At 64.6% G+C, this 14,622-nt stretch carries 11 protein-coding genes; 4 read left to right on the top strand and 7 right to left on the bottom strand.

The window, feature by feature from the left end:
• Nucleotides 1–21: 21 nt before the first annotated feature.
• Nucleotides 22–3,213: a TonB-dependent receptor gene (locus JOD97_RS01700; protein WP_373999769.1), complete on the bottom strand. Its 3,192-nt coding sequence runs from the start codon at nucleotides 3,211–3,213 to the stop codon at nucleotides 22–24.
• A gap of 182 nt (nucleotides 3,214–3,395) precedes the next feature.
• Here JOD97_RS01700 and JOD97_RS01695 point away from each other — a divergent pair, with 182 nt between their 5' ends.
• Entirely contained in the window at nucleotides 3,396–5,069 is a 1,674-nt protein-coding gene (locus tag JOD97_RS01695; protein ID WP_209712891.1) for an FAD-dependent oxidoreductase, read from the top strand.
• Nucleotides 5,070–5,078: 9 nt separating this feature from the next.
• Here the strand turns inward: JOD97_RS01695 and fabI are convergent, their stop codons facing one another.
• Genes fabI through JOD97_RS01680 form a run of 3 tightly spaced genes read right to left on the bottom strand, consistent with a single transcriptional unit; the run spans nucleotide 5,079 to nucleotide 8,000 of the window.
• Nucleotides 5,079–5,855 (bottom strand): enoyl-ACP reductase FabI, encoded by a 777-nt coding sequence (fabI, locus tag JOD97_RS01690; RefSeq protein ID WP_209712890.1) that lies wholly within the window; start codon nucleotides 5,853–5,855, stop codon nucleotides 5,079–5,081.
• On the bottom strand, nucleotides 5,852–7,045 hold the full coding sequence (locus tag JOD97_RS01685) for an acetate/propionate family kinase (protein ID WP_209712889.1): 1,194 nt from the start codon (nucleotides 7,043–7,045) through the stop codon (nucleotides 5,852–5,854). Before JOD97_RS01685 ends, fabI begins: the two co-directional genes overlap by 4 nt.
• 4 nt (nucleotides 7,046–7,049) lie before the next feature.
• Nucleotides 7,050–8,000, bottom strand: coding sequence for a phosphate acetyltransferase (locus tag JOD97_RS01680; protein WP_209712888.1), 951 nt, complete (start codon nucleotides 7,998–8,000; stop codon nucleotides 7,050–7,052).
• Nucleotides 8,001–8,199: 199 nt separating this feature from the next.
• Between JOD97_RS01680 and JOD97_RS01675 the strand changes: the two genes are divergently transcribed.
• Nucleotides 8,200–8,649, top strand: coding sequence for a hypothetical protein (locus tag JOD97_RS01675; protein ID WP_209712887.1), 450 nt, complete (start codon nucleotides 8,200–8,202; stop codon nucleotides 8,647–8,649).
• Between the two features lie 66 nt (nucleotides 8,650–8,715).
• Here JOD97_RS01675 and JOD97_RS01670 read toward each other — a convergent pair whose 3' ends face one another.
• Together JOD97_RS01670 and JOD97_RS01665 are read right to left on the bottom strand one after the other, a co-directional pair.
• A complete protein-coding gene (locus JOD97_RS01670; RefSeq protein WP_209712886.1) occupies nucleotides 8,716–10,110 on the bottom strand; it encodes a DUF2799 domain-containing protein in 1,395 nt (464 codons plus the stop codon).
• Between the two features lie 122 nt (nucleotides 10,111–10,232).
• Nucleotides 10,233–10,379, bottom strand: a complete 147-nt coding sequence (locus tag JOD97_RS01665; RefSeq protein WP_209712885.1) for a hypothetical protein — start codon at nucleotides 10,377–10,379, stop codon at nucleotides 10,233–10,235.
• 135 nt (nucleotides 10,380–10,514) lie between these two features.
• Between JOD97_RS01665 and JOD97_RS01660 the strand changes: the two genes are divergently transcribed.
• Complete coding sequence (locus tag JOD97_RS01660) at nucleotides 10,515–11,021, top strand: hypothetical protein (protein ID WP_209712884.1); 507 nt, start codon at nucleotides 10,515–10,517, stop codon at nucleotides 11,019–11,021.
• Nucleotides 11,022–11,179: 158 nt separating this feature from the next.
• Here JOD97_RS01660 and fusA read toward each other — a convergent pair whose 3' ends face one another.
• Nucleotides 11,180–13,291, bottom strand: a complete 2,112-nt coding sequence (gene fusA / locus JOD97_RS01655) for an elongation factor G (RefSeq protein ID WP_209712883.1) — start codon at nucleotides 13,289–13,291, stop codon at nucleotides 11,180–11,182.
• A gap of 169 nt (nucleotides 13,292–13,460) precedes the next feature.
• Here fusA and JOD97_RS01650 point away from each other — a divergent pair, with 169 nt between their 5' ends.
• A complete protein-coding gene (locus JOD97_RS01650) occupies nucleotides 13,461–14,603 on the top strand; it encodes a phospholipase A (protein WP_308937220.1) in 1,143 nt (380 codons plus the stop codon).
• Nucleotides 14,604–14,622: the final 19 nt, after the last annotated feature.

The raw sequence follows: 14,622 nt of genomic DNA, 5'->3' as shown, positions 1-14,622 counted from the left end.
ACGCTTGCGCCATGGGTGCCCTTAGTTTTTGATCGATACACTGAAGAAGTAACGACGACCGGACCATGCCAACTCGTTCACGCGGAACGTGTCGCCGGCGTCGGTGGTCTGCGCCTGGTCGGTCAAGTTCTTACCTTCGAGGGAGAACGTGATGTTGTCATTGTAGCGATATTGGAACTTGGCGTCGAGGAAACCGGTCTTCTCCTGGAAGTTGGGATTGCCCGAAACGTCATTGCTACCCGTGTAGAACCGGTCGCGGTAATTGTAGGCGAGACGTGCGTTGATTTTCCCCAGGTCATACCACAGCGCGACGTTGTAGCTGTTTTTCGACAGTCCGGCATACGGCAGCACCGTGCCGTCCAGGATGTTCAGGCGCTCGGTCCCCGGCGCGTATTTGTACGTCATGCGGGTGTAGTTGGCGTCGCCGCCGAAACCACCGAGCCAGCCTGGCAGGAAGGTGAAGGCTGTGCGCGCCGTCAGTTCGATCCCCTTGGTGGTGGCGCCCTTGCCATTGATCGCCTGCGTGACGTCGAACCGTTCACCATTCTTGAACAGGTCCACGCCTTTGACGATCTGCTTCTCCAGGATGTAGCTCTCAATATCCTTCTTGAACAAACCCACGCTCACCTGGCTGTCGGCGCTTGGATAATATTCGAAGCTCAAATCCGTATTCTTGGCGCGGAATGGCTTCAGGTCCGGATTGCCGGCGGTGCAATCGTCGTCGCCGTCGCCGCCGAACACCGCCAGACCGCTGCCGCGGATGCAGCGGGCGTTAGGCACCAGCAGGTCGACACTGGGGCGCGACATCACCTTGGACAGTCCGAATCGCACCATGAACTGGTCCGGCACCACCCAACCCATGACGTTCAGGCTAGGCAGGTAGTCGTGGTAGGTATTCTCGACCGAGGCGATGCTGGTGCCGAACAGGTAGTCGGAATAGCCGCTGCCGCTACTGGGGTTGGCCATGCGCACGCCATAGGTCTGCGAGCCGGTGGACTTGTCACGCGTGCCGGTATAGCGCACGCCCACGTTACCCCAGACCTGGTGGCTATACAGTTCGGTGTCGAAGTCGACGCGCAGATAGGCCGACCTGATACGCTCTTCGACCTTATATGCCGGCACTTGCGGGTGCATGTTGCCGTCGGTGCCCAAGCCGTTGTAAATGGTGTCGAAGTTGAACTTGGAGGGAGCGAAGAATTGCGCCGCCTGGCTGTAGACCGGCGCCATCCAGCTGCTCGGGATGTTGCTAACCTTGTCGTAGCCACTGAAGAAGGTTCCCGGCGAGCGGCCTCGCACGGCGTCGACCAACTGCGCCATCTGGGCGGCACTCAGGTAGCCGCTTGAACTGGGCGCATTAACGGCGCTGATGATATCGGGCGCGCGAATCACACCCGTCTTGTTGTTCGGATCATAGGTAAGGGTCTGGTTCGCGTTGGCCCCGCCGACGTTGATGTCATCCGCCGTGCTAACCGGGTCGGCGCCGCTACTGAGCTTATAGGGGTCGCCTTTATACTGCTGGGCCGACGCCTTGCGCGCCTGGACGCCGAACCAGACCTTGCTGAAGAATGGCGTCGACAGCCGGTACTTGAAATCGAGCTTGGCCTGGTCTTCGTCGTTCTTGGTTTCGTAGGGCCGGTACTGCAGCTCGGCGCGCACATAGGAGCTGCTGTCGTCGGGCGAATAACCTTGCGGGAAGGTGAAGTGTGGCATGCCCTGCTTGTCGAGCGAGACCTTCAGGCCCGGCGCGTTCTGGGTCAACACGATGCTGTTGGTCTCGTTGTGGTAGTTCGAGCGCGAGGTGCCGGCCAGCCCCTCGACCTCCAGCGGGCCCTTTTTATAGGTGAAACCGGAGCTGACGTATCTGGAATCGATCTTCAGATCGAAATCGCGCGCCGAGGTGCTGAAGGCGCCCTGGGCGCCCTGACCAGCGACATAAGTGCAGTTACCCACCGTGTAATCGGTGACGTAGTGATTGGTGACGGTCATGCCGGCCGGCGTGGCGTTGGTCGGCGCCGCGACGCAGCTGCCGCCGGTAGGCACACCCTTGGCGCTGTAGGTCGGTGCGACGCCGGCATTGGCCAGGCGCTCCACCGCGCCGAACTCGGTGCCGAAATTACGGTCGTTGAGGCGCTGGTCCTGCCGGTTGCCCTGATAGCTGACATACGCTTTCAGCTCGTTGCTGAATTTGTACTGCGCCGTCAGTTCCGCCGAGGAGCGTTTATGGTCGCGGGTCCAGATGCCGTAACGCGGCACACCCGGCGAATAGTCGTACCACTGCGAGTTACAGGCGGTCTTCTGCGCGGCCGTCAAGGCGGACGACGAGCAGCCGGCGACGGAGGAAATCCCCGCCACCATCGGGTCGCGCGAGACGACGGTCTTCTCCGGCGAGAAGTCCCAGTCGCGCAGGAAGCGCCAACTGGTGTTGCGCGTGTAGTCGTTGCGGGTGCGCACGTCGTCGTAGACCACGTTGGCCATCAGCCCGAGGCGGCCGTCGAGGAACTGGTCGGCGATCAGCAGGCTGGCGCGCGGCTGCACGCCGCCACGGCTCGACGCCTGTTCGCCCGACAGCGTGCCGGCCATCGTGAACTTCTTGAAGTCGAGCGGCTTGCGGGTGGTGATCACCACGGTGCCGCCGACGCCACCCTCGGTCAGGTCGGCGGTGCTGCCCTTGTAGACGTCGATCGAGGAGATCAGCTCCGAGGCCAGCTCGCGCAGCTCGGCGCCACGCCCGGCGCCGCCGTTGGTCCCAAGCACCGACATGCCGTTGACCTCGACCCGGTTCAGATTCGGCTCGACGCCGCGGATGGAGATCTGCGAGCCTTCGCCGAAGTCGCGCGTGAGCTGCACGCCGGTGATGCGCGAGAGCGCCTCGCCGACGTTCTTGTCCGGGAACTGGTTGATGTCCTCGGCCACCAGCGAGTCGGAGACGGTGGAGTTGCGGATCTTGCGGTCGATCGCCGACGCCACCGATTTGCGCGTGCCCACCACCGTGACGACGGCGGGCGCCGCATCGTCCGGAGCGCGCGGCACGGCGGCCGGCTGCGAGGTTGGCTGCGAAGTTGGCTGCGAAGCCGGCGCGGGCGCCTCCGCCGATTGCGCCATGGCGGCGTTACTGGCCAGGATGGAGGCGACGGCCGAGGCGACCGCCGCTACGATGACACGCTGGGTGGTGCGGCTGCCGGTTTGATTCGAATGCTTGTTCACGATACTCACTTGGGTCTCCCGTCTTCTCGGCCGTGGATCCGGCCGGTGTTTTATGATCAGCTTGTGATCGCATTCTAGTAGTCACTTGCGCATAAAAATCATCGCCCGCTCAAAGAATCACAATGATGATCACCGCCCGCTCTTCCTTTAGAATCTGGCAGTGCAGCATTTAATCGCGTTAGACTGTGACCATGACGACCCACGACACCTTCCAATCGCGCGCCGGCCAGGCGCTTCCCAAACTCGACGCCGCCGAGATCAGGCGCATCGAACGCTTCGGCGCGCGCGCCTGCTACCGCGACGGCGAAATGCTGTTCGAAGCGGGCCGCGGCACCTTCGGCCTGTTCGTTCTGCTGAGCGGGAAAATCCGCATCAGCCGCTATGACGGCTTGGGCAACACCTCGCTGATCACCGAGCATCTGCCGGGCGAATTCGCCGGCGAAATGAGCCAGTTGTCTAACGCGCCGTCGCTGGTCAACGGCCACGCGATCGGCGCGGTCGAGGTGCTGGTGCTGACCACGCAATCGCTGCGCGCGCTGCTGGTGGCGGAGGCCGAACTTGGCGAACGGATCGTGCGCGCCTTCATATTGCGGCGCGTCGAATTGATGGAAAACGGCGCCAGCGGCGTCGTGCTGATTGCAACACCGGGCCATCCGCGCGTGCACGCGCTGCAGGGCTGGTTGAACAGCAACGCCATCCCGAACAAGGTGCTGGACCCGCAAAACAACGAGCAGGCGCGCGCGCTGTGCGACCGCTACCAGCCGCCACCCGGGGACCTGCCGCTGGTGGTGTGCCCGGACGGCAGCGTGCGGAGAAATCCGTCGACGGTGGAGCTGGGGCGCTGTCTCGGCACGCTGCCGGAGCTGAACTCCAATCAGGTGTGGGACGTGATCGTCGTCGGCGCCGGCCCGGCCGGACTGGCGACGGCGGTGTACGCGGCCTCGGAGGGCTTGTCGGTGCTGGCGCTGGAGACGCGGGCGTACGGCGGCCAGGCCGCCGCCAGCGCGCGGATCGAGAACTACCTGGGCTTCCCGACCGGGATATCCGGGCGTGCGCTGGCCGGCCGCGCCTACGTGCAGTCGCGTAAATTCGGCGTCGAACTGGCGATACCGGCGCCGGCGGGACGTCTGCTGTGCGACAGCCATCCGCTGCAAGTGGAAATGTGCGGCAGCCTGCAACGGCTGCAAGCGCACACCGTGGTGCTGTCGTGCGGCGCGCGCTACCGCCGCCCTTCCCTGGCCAACCTGACGCAATTCGAGGGCAAGGGCGTGTACTACTGGGCCTCGCCGCTGGAGGCCAAACTATGCGCCAGCGAGGAGGTGGTTTTGGTCGGCGGCGGCAATTCGGCCGGCCAGGCGGCGGTGTTCCTGTCCGGCTTCGCCTCCAGGGTGCATATGTTGATCCGCAGGGACAGCCTGGCGTCGACCATGTCGAGCTATCTGATCGAGCGCATCGAGGCGACGCCGAATATCGTGCTGCACACCCACTCGGAGATCGTCGCGCTGGAGGGCGGCGACGAGGATGGACTGCGGCAGGTGCGCGTGCGCGACAACCGCGGCGGGGTGGAAACCGACTACGACGTGCGCCGCCTGTTCCTGTTCATCGGCGCCGATCCCAACACCGGCTGGCTGGACGACTGCGGCGTGCAGGTCGACGCCAAGGGCTTCATCCTGACCGGCTACGACGCGCCGGGCTGCTCGCTCGAAAGCCCCCGGGCCAGCCTGGAGACCAGCGTGCCGGGCGTGTTCGCGATCGGCGACGTGCGCGCCAACTCGACCAAGCGGGTGGCCGCCGCCGTCGGCGAAGGCGCCGCCGTGGTGGCGCAGATCCACGCGTTCCTGGCGCGGCGCGCGCTGGAGGCCTAGCTCGCGCCGTCAGGCCAGGATATTCAAGCCGCCGTCCACGTACACGGTGCCGCCGGTGAGCCGATGGGCGTATGGCGAGGCCAGAAAAGCGCAGGTCGCGCCGACATCGTCGATGTCGATCAATTCCCCCAGCGGCGCCCGCGCGGCCGCGTCGTTGAGCAGGCGGTCGAAATCCTTCAGGCCGGAGGCTGCCCGCGTGCGCAGCGGTCCGGGCGACATGGCGTGCACGCGGATGCCGCGCGGCCCCAGTTCGTAGGCCAGATAGCGGCATGACGCCTCCAGCGCCGCCTTCACCGGCCCCATGACGTTATAGTTCGGCACCACCTTGTCGGCGCCGTGATAGCTCATCGCGAACAGGGTGCCGCCATCGGTCATCAACGGCGCCGCCAGCTTCGCCATCCGCACGAACGAATGGCAGGACACATCCATCGCCTGCAAAAAGCCGTCGAGCGAACAATCGAGCAAACCGCCCTGCAGATCCGCCTTGGGCGCGAAAGCGATCGAATGGACCAGGACATCGAGCTTGCCTTCGGCCGACAGCGTCGCAAACAACGCCTCCAGTTGCCCGGGCTGGGTCACATCCAGCGGCAGCAAGCGGGCATCGATTTGCGCCGCCAGCGGCGCCACATGCGGCTTGGCCTTATCGTTAAGATAGGTCAGCACGACGTCGGCGCCCGCCTTGCGGAACGCCAGCGCGCAACCCCAGGCGATCGAGTGCTCGTTGGCCACGCCGACCACCAACGCGCGCTTGCCCGCCAAAATCGGGAAAACAGTCTCAGTATTCATAGATCCTCCAGCATCGCCAGCGTGTGGCGGGCGATCATCAACTCCTCGTTGGCCGGCACCACCCACACCGCGACCTTGCTGTCGGCGGCGCTGATGCGGGCCACGCCGCGCGGGTTGGCCTCGTTGGCCGCCGCGTCGAGCCGCACGCCCAGCCAGGCGGCGCCGCGGCACACGGCGGCGCGCAGCGCGACGCTGTTTTCGCCTATGCCGCCCGAAAACACCAGCGCATCGAGCCCGCCCAGCGCGGCCGCCAGCGAACCGAGTTCGCGGCCGATGCGATAGACCATCAGCGCGATGGCGGCCCTGGCGCGCGGGTCGGCGCTCGCCTCCAGCGTGCGCATGTCGGCCGAGATGCCAGACACCCCGAGCAGGCCGGATTCCTGGTACAACAGCTTCTGGACCGCCGCCACGTCCATGCCCAGCTCCTCGATCAGGTACAGCACCACGCCCGGATCGAGGGCGCCGCAGCGGGTGCCCATCGGCAGGCCGTCGACGGCGGTGAAACCCATCGTGCTGGCGACGCTGCGCCCGGCCGACATCGCGCACATGCTGGCGCCGTTGCCCAGGTGCGCGGCCACCACCTTCGCCGCCGCCAGCCCAGCGTCCGCCTGCGGCAGGCGGCTGGCGATATATTCGTAGGACAGGCCGTGGAAGCCGTAGCGCCGCACGCCAAGGTCGGTGATCCGCGCCGGCAGCGCGAACGCCTGCGCCTCGGGCGGCTGGCCGACGTGGAAGGCGGTATCGAAGCAGCCCACCTGCGGCACCTCGGGCGCCAGCGCCATCATCGAACGCACCGGCGCCAGGTTGTGCGGCAGGTGCAGCGGCGCCAGGGGCACCAGTTGGTCCAGTTCCGCCACCACGTGTTCGTCGAGCAGCCGCGGGCCGCTGTAGGCAACGCCGCCGTGGACGATGCGGTGGCCCACCGCCACCACCCGGCGGCCGTCGAGATGCGTGCGCGCGAACTCGATCAGGAAGCGCATTCCGGCCTGGTGGTCGATCGGCGCGTCGGGCCAGCTTTGCTCGCCGACCGTGCGTCCTTGCTCGTCCCGGGCGGTGAAGCGCGTGACGCCGGCGTACAGGTTCTCGATTTTTCCACGCAGCGCCGGCTGCAGCGACGGGCCGTCGAACAGCGAAAACTTGATGCTGGACGAACCGGCGTTGATGACGATGATGCAGTCGTTGGGCGCCATCGCGTCAAGCTCCGGTGGCGCTGGCCACGGCCGCCTTGCTGTGCGCGAGCAGCACCGCCACCGCGCAGGAGGCCAGCCGCGCCTCGACCGAGTCCGCGCGGCTGGTCAGGATGATCGGCACGCGCGCGCCCAGCACGATGCCGGCCGCGCCGGCGCCGGCCATGAAGGTCAGGCTCTTGGCCAGCATGTTGCCGGCTTCCAGATCCGGCGCGATCAGCACGTTGGCGCGCCCGGCCACCGGCGACACCAGGTTCTTGATCGCCGCCGCCTCCGGATCGATGGCATTGTCCATCGCCAGCGGGCCGTCCAGGATGGCGCCGGTGATCTGGCCGCGGTCGGCCATCTTGCACAGGGCCGCCGCGTCGATGGTGGACGGCATCTTCGCGCTCACCGTCTCGACGGCGGCCAGGATCGCCACCTTGACCGGATCGAACTTCAGCACCAGCGCCAGGTCGATCGCGTTTTGCACGATGTCGGCCTTCTCGGCCAGCCCGGGGTTGATGTTGACGGCGGCGTCGGTAATGATCAGCGGCTCGGCGCGTCCCGGCACGTCCATCACGAAGCAGTGGCTGAGGCGGCGCGCGGTGCGCAGGCCGGTGTCGGCGGCCACCACGGCGCCCATCAGTTCATCGGTGTGCAGGCTGCCCTTCATCAACGCCTGCGCCTTGCCCTCGCGCACCAGCTCGACCGCGCGCGCCGCCGACGCGTGGCTGTGCGGGGTGTCGATGATAGTCAGTGCTGAAATGTCGAATCCGGCGTCGTCGGCCGCTTTCTGGATACGCGCCTGCGGCCCGACCAGGATCGGATGAATCAAGCCCATCCCGGCCGCCTGCAGCGCCGCCTCCAACGCGTGGTGGTCGCAAGGATGGGCGACGGCGACCGTCACCGGCCCCGCTCCGCGCGCGGCGGCAATCAAGCGATCGTAATTGGGGTGCTGCGTGGTCGATGCGGTCATTGCGGCTCCTGTGGGCTGACCCGCCGAATGATAACAACCCATGCAAAAAACGCAACCGGAAAATTGTGCGGTGCCGCAGAGGCGGTCGCGGAAAGATGACTTACTTCTAATACACATCAATTGTCATTTATGTATTTCGAACTAAGCTGGGCACAGCTGTCCAACACCTATTAAAACCTACAGTTCAAGGAGTTCCGCCATGACATCCCCCCATTCGTTCTGGACCTGGTCGCCACAAATTCACTTCCCATGGAGCGGGGGCGTGATGCAGCAGATCGACCCCGACCTGAGCTGGTTCTCGCACTGGATCACCCCGGGCGCGGGCAACGCGGCCATCGAAGAAAAGGCATTCAACAGCGTCGCCTCGTACGGCAAACAGCTCGGTCTGATCACCGAGGTATTGCTGGCGCTGGTGGATGAAACCCATCTGACGGCCGAGCCGGGGTCGGTCGACGAGCTGCGGCGCATACGCAACCGCATCGAGATGCTGAAAACCGTCGAGTACACGCTGGCCAACGACCAGATCGTCGCGCAGGTCAACAAAATACGGGAGCGCGGTGGTTCGGAACTGCACGAACTGGCCACGCAGTTGCTGCCGCTGCTGATGGACAAGCGGCCACAACAAGGTCTGCGCAACCTGGCCGGCTAACGCCCCGTTGGCCGTCCCGGTCCACCGACCGGGACGGCCAGCACGGCGCGCACTCGATAGCCGCTTTTAATAGATTTCGCGGCGCAGGCGTTGCATTTGCATGTCGTGCCGTTCGACCCAGCGGCGCGCTTCATCCAGCTGCCACTCCAGGCGGCGAATGTAATCGATCAGCTCCCGCCTTTCCTGCTCGCGGCGGCGGTCCTGCTTCTTGGATTCCTCGTTGACCGCGCGGTCCTTCGCGTCCTGCGCCGCGCGCATGTCGCGTTCCAGGCGCCCCAGGCGGCGGTTGGCATCGTATAACCGCCCTTCCAGATCATTCGCGTCGCTCAGGGCCTGGGCGCGTTTCGCGGCCGCCACCTCAAAATCCTGACCGCTGACATACGCACGCTTCAACTGGTTGCGCAGTTCCACGCGGCAGACCTCCACCGCCATGCCGGTATTGGCGCGCCCGCGCTCGAAGGCGTTGTCCGGCACGCAGTATTTGGCGTTTTGCTCCTCCCATGCCTTGGTGTAGATGTCGCGCGTCGACGGTATGACAAACACGCCGTCGCGCGCGGCGCTGGCCATGCGCTCCTCGAGCATGAACGGCTTTCCGTAGCCGTCTTCCAGACCGGCCTGGCGCCAGTGCTCGGCCAAACGCCTTTCCCAGGCTTGCCTGTACTCGGACTCGAATACCTTGAGCCCTTTTTGGCGCGCTTCTTTTCCGCGCACGCCGAATTCCTTGCCGCTGACGGCATCTTGCGCGCCGAGGTTGCGCCAATAGTTGACGATCTCCGCGTTCCAGGCGCCGCGGTACACCTCTTCCTGCACCTGCACGCCGGCGTCCCGCGCGGCCGCCGCGCGATCCCTGAAGCGGCTGTCGGGCGTGCCGTTGCGCGCGTCCGTCAAGCCGGCCTCGTGCCAGAAGGCGCGGTTGCCCGCGTGCCAGCCGTTGGTGTATGCCGCTTCGTCGAAGCGCAACTGCGCGGCGGCGGCGCGCGCGCGGTTGGCCTCTTTCTGTGCCAGCGGCCTACCCTCGGTGCCTTCGCGCTTGCCGATGTCTTCCCAATACTGCGAGTTGCCCTTCAACCAGCCTTCTTCGTAGGCCGCCTGGTTCAACGGCGTCTTGCGCTTGCGGACCTCGTCGCCGGCCGCGCGCACCGCGTACTGCGACTGCAAACCCTTAGCGCCGTCGATGGCGCCGACGGCGGACCACATCTCGCGGTTGCCCTGCTCCCAGCCGGCCGTGTAGCGCGCGCCGGCGTCGGCCGCCGCCGGCTTCTTGTCGTCGCCGTGGTCGTCGCAGAAATCCTTGCGGTCGGCGAAGGTCGGCGGCGCGCCGTCAAGGCCGTCGGTGCGGCCGATCTGGGTCCAGTCGCCCGTCTTGCATGCTTCGATGCGCTGCTTCATCGCGGCGCCGCAACCTCCCAACATCAAGGGCAAGGCAAGCAACAACGGCAGCAGGCGGGCGAGAGAAATCATGAGGTTCACAAACGAGTTTTGGCGGCCAGATTATAGTGCTAAAGATTAAATAGATGATAATCTTAGCGTGTCCAAATAAAAAGATCTAAATGGCGGCCATTCCCCCGGCCGCACGGTTGGCGCTAGTTGCCGGCGCGCGCCGCCAGGTACAGCGGCGCCGCTTTCGACATCAGCGCGGTCGGTTCGCCTCCCGCTCTGGAGGTCGACACGCAGGCGCAGATCGCCAGCGCGACAGCGGCCGTGAAAGTCATCAGATTGAAGCGATTCATGATTGTCCCCTGTTAAATTTGGAACAATTATTTTGCAATGGAGAAATCTTTTAGTCTCTAATCCAGATCAATGCCGGGGCAATCAAATCATTCGCTATAATCCATCGTCCTCAACAACGATGAAGAAAGCTTCGGATGATCAAGAGTTTGCGTAGTTTCATGACGGCCGGCGTGGCCTTGCCGCTGCTGGCCTGCCTGTCCGGAGCGGCCGTGGCCGACACCTTCGAGACCATCGAAGCGGCGCCGCTGAAGGAGGTGTGGCTCAACGCGGGGTTTTACTCGTACCACTTCGACCGGAACAAGGATTTGAACGACAGCAACCCGGGCCTGGGCGCGGAATACCGTTTTTCGACGGTGGCCTCGGCGACCGCCGGGCGGTTCTATAACAGCGACCGCGCGTATTCGAACTATATCGGCGTGTATTACCAGCCGTTCAAGGTCGGGCCGGTGCGGTTGGGTGCGGTGGTGGGCGGATTCAACGGCTATCCGAAGATGCGGGACGGCGGCTGGTTCCCGGCGGCGATTCCGACCGCCAGTTTTGAATATAAAAGCGTGGGGGTCAACGTCGCCTTCGTGCCGAAGTATAAGGACCGGTTGTATGGCGCGCTGTCGATCCAGCTTAAGTTGAAGGTATTCGATTGAGGTACGTAGAGGCACGTAGGGCGGATTAGGCGGAACGCCGTAATCCGCCATCTTTGAGTCGCCGACGGCGCATAGATGGCGGATTACGCTACGCTAATCCGCCCTACGTATTTCCGTATTTCCGTGTTTCCGTGGTTACGTGGTTACACAGCCCACGCTCAATGCCGCGCCTTCGACGACACCGCGATCTGGTCGAGGATGTGCTTGGGCACCGCCGCGTAATGCTTGAACTCCATCGTGTACGTGGCGCGCCCCTGCGTGAGCGAACGCAACGTCGTCGAGTAGCCGAACATTTCCGCCAACGGCACCAGCGCGCGGATGATCTTGCCTCCGCCGCCGGGAATCTCGTCCATCCCCTGCACCATGCCGCGCCGCGCCGTCAGGTCGCCCATGGCGTTGCCCATGAACTCTTCCGGCGTTTCCACCTCGACCTGCATCATCGGCTCGAGCAGCACCGGGTCGGCGCGCCGCATGCCGTCCTTGAACGCCATCGAGCCAGCCATGCGGAAGGCGTTTTCGTTCGAGTCGACATCGTGGTACGAGCCGAACGTCAACGTCACCTTGACGTCGACCACCGGATAGCCGGCCAGCACGCCGCTGCGCAAGGTTTCCTGCACCCCCTTGTCGACCGCCGGAATGAACTCGCGCGGCACCACGCCGCCTTTGATGGCGTCGACGAATTCGTAGCCCTTGCCCGGCGGCATAGGCTCCAGGGTCAGCACCACGTGGCCGTACTGGCCACGCCCGCCCGACTGCTTGACGAACTTGCCTTCGACATCGCTCGCCGCCTTCTGGATGGTTTCGCGGTAGGCCACCTGCGGCTTGCCCACCGTGGCCTCGACGCTGAACTCGCGCCGCATGCGGTCCACCAGAATCTCCAGGTGCAGCTCGCCCATGCCGGACATGATGGTCTGGCCCGATTCCTCGTCCGTGTGCACGCGGAACGACGGGTCCTCCTGCGCCAGCCGGTTCAGCGCGATGCCCATCTTTTCCTGGTCGGCCTTGGTCTTCGGTTCGACCGCCTGCGAGATCACCGGTTCCGGGAAAATCATCTTTTCCAGCACGATGACGTGGTCCGGCGCGCTCAGCGTGTCGCCGGTGGTCACCCCTTTCAGGCCGACGGCGGCGGCGATGTCGCCCGCGTACACCTCCTTGATCTCCTTGCGCTCGTTGGCGTGCATCTGCAGGATGCGGCCCAGGCGCTCCTTCTGGCTCTTGGTCGGGTTGTAGACCGTGTCGCCCGAATTGACCACGCCCGAATACACGCGGAAGAACGTCAGCTGGCCGACGAACGGGTCGGTCATGATCTTGAAGGCAAGCGCCGAGAACGGATCGGTGTCGTTCGGATGCCGTTCGATCGGGTTGTCGTCCTCGTCGGTACCGGCGATCGCCGGCACGTCGACCGGCGACGGCAGGTATTCGACCACGGCGTCGAGCATCGCCTGCACGCCGCGGTTCTTGAAGGCGCTGCCGGCCAGCATCGGCACGATCTCGTTGCGGATGGTGCGCAGGCGCAGCCCGGTCTTGATCTCTTCCTCGCTCAGCTCGCCGCCGTCCAGGTATTTTTCCAGCAGCTCGGGCGTGCCCTCAGCCGCGGCCTCGACCATCTTGTCGTGCCACTCGCGGGCCACCGCCAGCAGGTGCTCGGGGATGTCCTCGTAGGTGAACTTGACGCCCAGGCTCTCGTCGTCCCAGTTGATGGCGCGCATCTTGACTAGGTCGACGACGCCGTGGAAGTTATCCTCGGCGCCCAGCGGAATCTGGATCGGCACGGCCACGCCCTTGAGGCGGTTGGCGATCTGATCGCGCACGCGGAAGAAATCGGCGCCGACGCGGTCCATCTTGTTGACGAAGGCGATGCGCGGCACCTTGTACTTGTTGGCCTGGCGCCAAACGGTTTCCGATTGCGGCTGCACGCCGCCGACCGCGTCATAGACCATGACGGCGCCGTCGAGCACGCGCATCGAGCGCTCGACCTCGATCGTGAAGTCGACGTGGCCCGGCGTGTCGATGATGTTGATGCGGTGCTCGGCGAAATTGCCAGCCATGCCTTTCCAGAAGGCGGTGGTGGCGGCCGAGGTGATGGTGATCCCGCGCTCCTGCTCCTGCTCCATCCAGTCCATCGTCGCGGCGCCGTTGTGCACCTCGCCGATCTTGTGGTTGACGCCGGTATAAAACAGGATGCGTTCCGTGGTGGTGGTCTTGCCAGCGTCGATGTGCGCGCTGATGCCGATGTTGCGGTAACGCTCGATGGGGGTCTTGCGGGTCATCACAAATCTCCTTGAACACGAAGTGTCGTTAAGCCTTGGTAGTCTCAAGTGCGGCGATAGTTGCCGAAATCAAGTCCTGAAATACTTTCCTAATGTGCGACATACCTAACGGCAAGTAATGTAGTCTGTGTAATAAACTGCAAGCTTACATCTCACCTGGAAAAAATGCATGACTGTCCGACGTAAAACCGCCCTTCTCCTCTCCTTAGGCATGGGACCGGCTCTGGCTTTAGCACAGGCCGCCGCGCCCGAAGCTTCCGATCTCGAACTCCGCATCGACCGTTGCGCGGTACTGGGCGACGCCAGCGCCCGCCTCGCCTGCTACGACGGCCTGGCCCGCACTACGCCGGGCAAGCTGGCCGCCGGCGGCGCTGCCGTCGGCGTGCCCGACCCCGGCAAGGACAGCAAACTGGTCAACGCCCTGGTCATGCCGGCCAGCACCCAGCCGGGCGAACCGCCGGCCAAGACCGACGCCGCGGTCCCGGCCAAGGTCGCCGAGCTGACCACCATTCCGCCGCAGGACAAGGTCTCGCGCATGGTGCAATGGTGGGAGCTGGACCGCTCGGCCAAGCGCGGCGTGTTCAACTTCCGCCCGCACCGCGACAGCTACCTGCTGCTGGCCAACTACAGCACCAGTAACAACGATACGCCGTTCCAGGAATTCTCGCCCGACGGACTCAAATCCAAGCACGTCGAGCTGATGTACCAACTCAGCTTCAAGATGAAGATGATCGAACAGGCGTTCGGCTGGCCGGTCGACCTGTGGTTCGGTTACACGCAGGAGAGCTTCTGGCAGGCTTACAACAAGTCCGAATCGAGCCCGTTCCGCGAGACCAACTACCAGCCTGAGCTGATGTTGACCACGCCGCTGGCGCTGAACCTGGGCGGCGTCGACGTCCGCTTCCTGACGCTGGGCCTGGTGCACCAGTCGAACGGCCAGACCTCGACCCTGTCGCGCAGCTGGAACCGGGTGTACGCGCAGGTGGGCGCCGAGAAAGGGAACTTCGGCGTCAACTTCCGCCTGTGGCGGCGCCTGGACAACGCGCGCTCGGACAACGACAACATCGACATCACCGACTACCTCGGCCATGGCGACTTGAGCGCTTCCTACCGCTTCGACGGCCATGAATTGTCGGTCACGGCGCGGCGCAACTTCCACACCAGCCACGGCGCCATACAGGCCGGCTGGGCATTCCCGCTGTCGGCCAACCTGAAAGGGTATGTGCAATTTTTCAGCGGTTACGGTGAAAGTTTGATCGACTATAACTACGCGCAAAAATCGCTGGGCGCCGGTTTCAAGGTCGATTTCTGATCGTTGGCAGCTGTTGACG

This window comes from Duganella sp. 1411 (assembly GCF_017833525.1).
Lineage (GTDB): Bacteria > Pseudomonadota > Gammaproteobacteria > Burkholderiales > Burkholderiaceae_D > Rugamonas.
Note: the sequence above shows the minus strand (reverse complement) of the source record. Positions and strands in the feature narration are given on the sequence as shown.

Bases quoted from the DNA above. Each gene is read 5' to 3' on its own strand.
- JOD97_RS01665 (WP_209712885.1), bottom strand. From the start codon at position 10,379: ATGAATCGCTTCAATCTGATGACTTTCACGGCCGCTGTCGCGCTGGCG.
- JOD97_RS01675 (WP_209712887.1), top strand. From the start codon at position 8,200: ATGACATCCCCCCATTCGTTCTGGACCTGGTCGCCACAAATTCACTTC.
- JOD97_RS01670 (WP_209712886.1), bottom strand. From the start codon at position 10,110: ATGATTTCTCTCGCCCGCCTGCTGCCGTTGTTGCTTGCCTTGCCCTTG.
- fusA (WP_209712883.1), bottom strand. From the start codon at position 13,291: ATGACCCGCAAGACCCCCATCGAGCGTTACCGCAACATCGGCATCAGC.
- JOD97_RS01685 (WP_209712889.1), bottom strand. From the start codon at position 7,045: ATGGCGCCCAACGACTGCATCATCGTCATCAACGCCGGTTCGTCCAGC.
- JOD97_RS01660 (WP_209712884.1), top strand. From the start codon at position 10,515: ATGATCAAGAGTTTGCGTAGTTTCATGACGGCCGGCGTGGCCTTGCCG.
- JOD97_RS01650 (WP_308937220.1), top strand. From the start codon at position 13,461: ATGACTGTCCGACGTAAAACCGCCCTTCTCCTCTCCTTAGGCATGGGA.
- JOD97_RS01680 (WP_209712888.1), bottom strand. From the start codon at position 8,000: ATGACCGCATCGACCACGCAGCACCCCAATTACGATCGCTTGATTGCC.
- fabI (WP_209712890.1), bottom strand. From the start codon at position 5,855: ATGAATACTGAGACTGTTTTCCCGATTTTGGCGGGCAAGCGCGCGTTG.
- JOD97_RS01695 (WP_209712891.1), top strand. From the start codon at position 3,396: ATGACGACCCACGACACCTTCCAATCGCGCGCCGGCCAGGCGCTTCCC.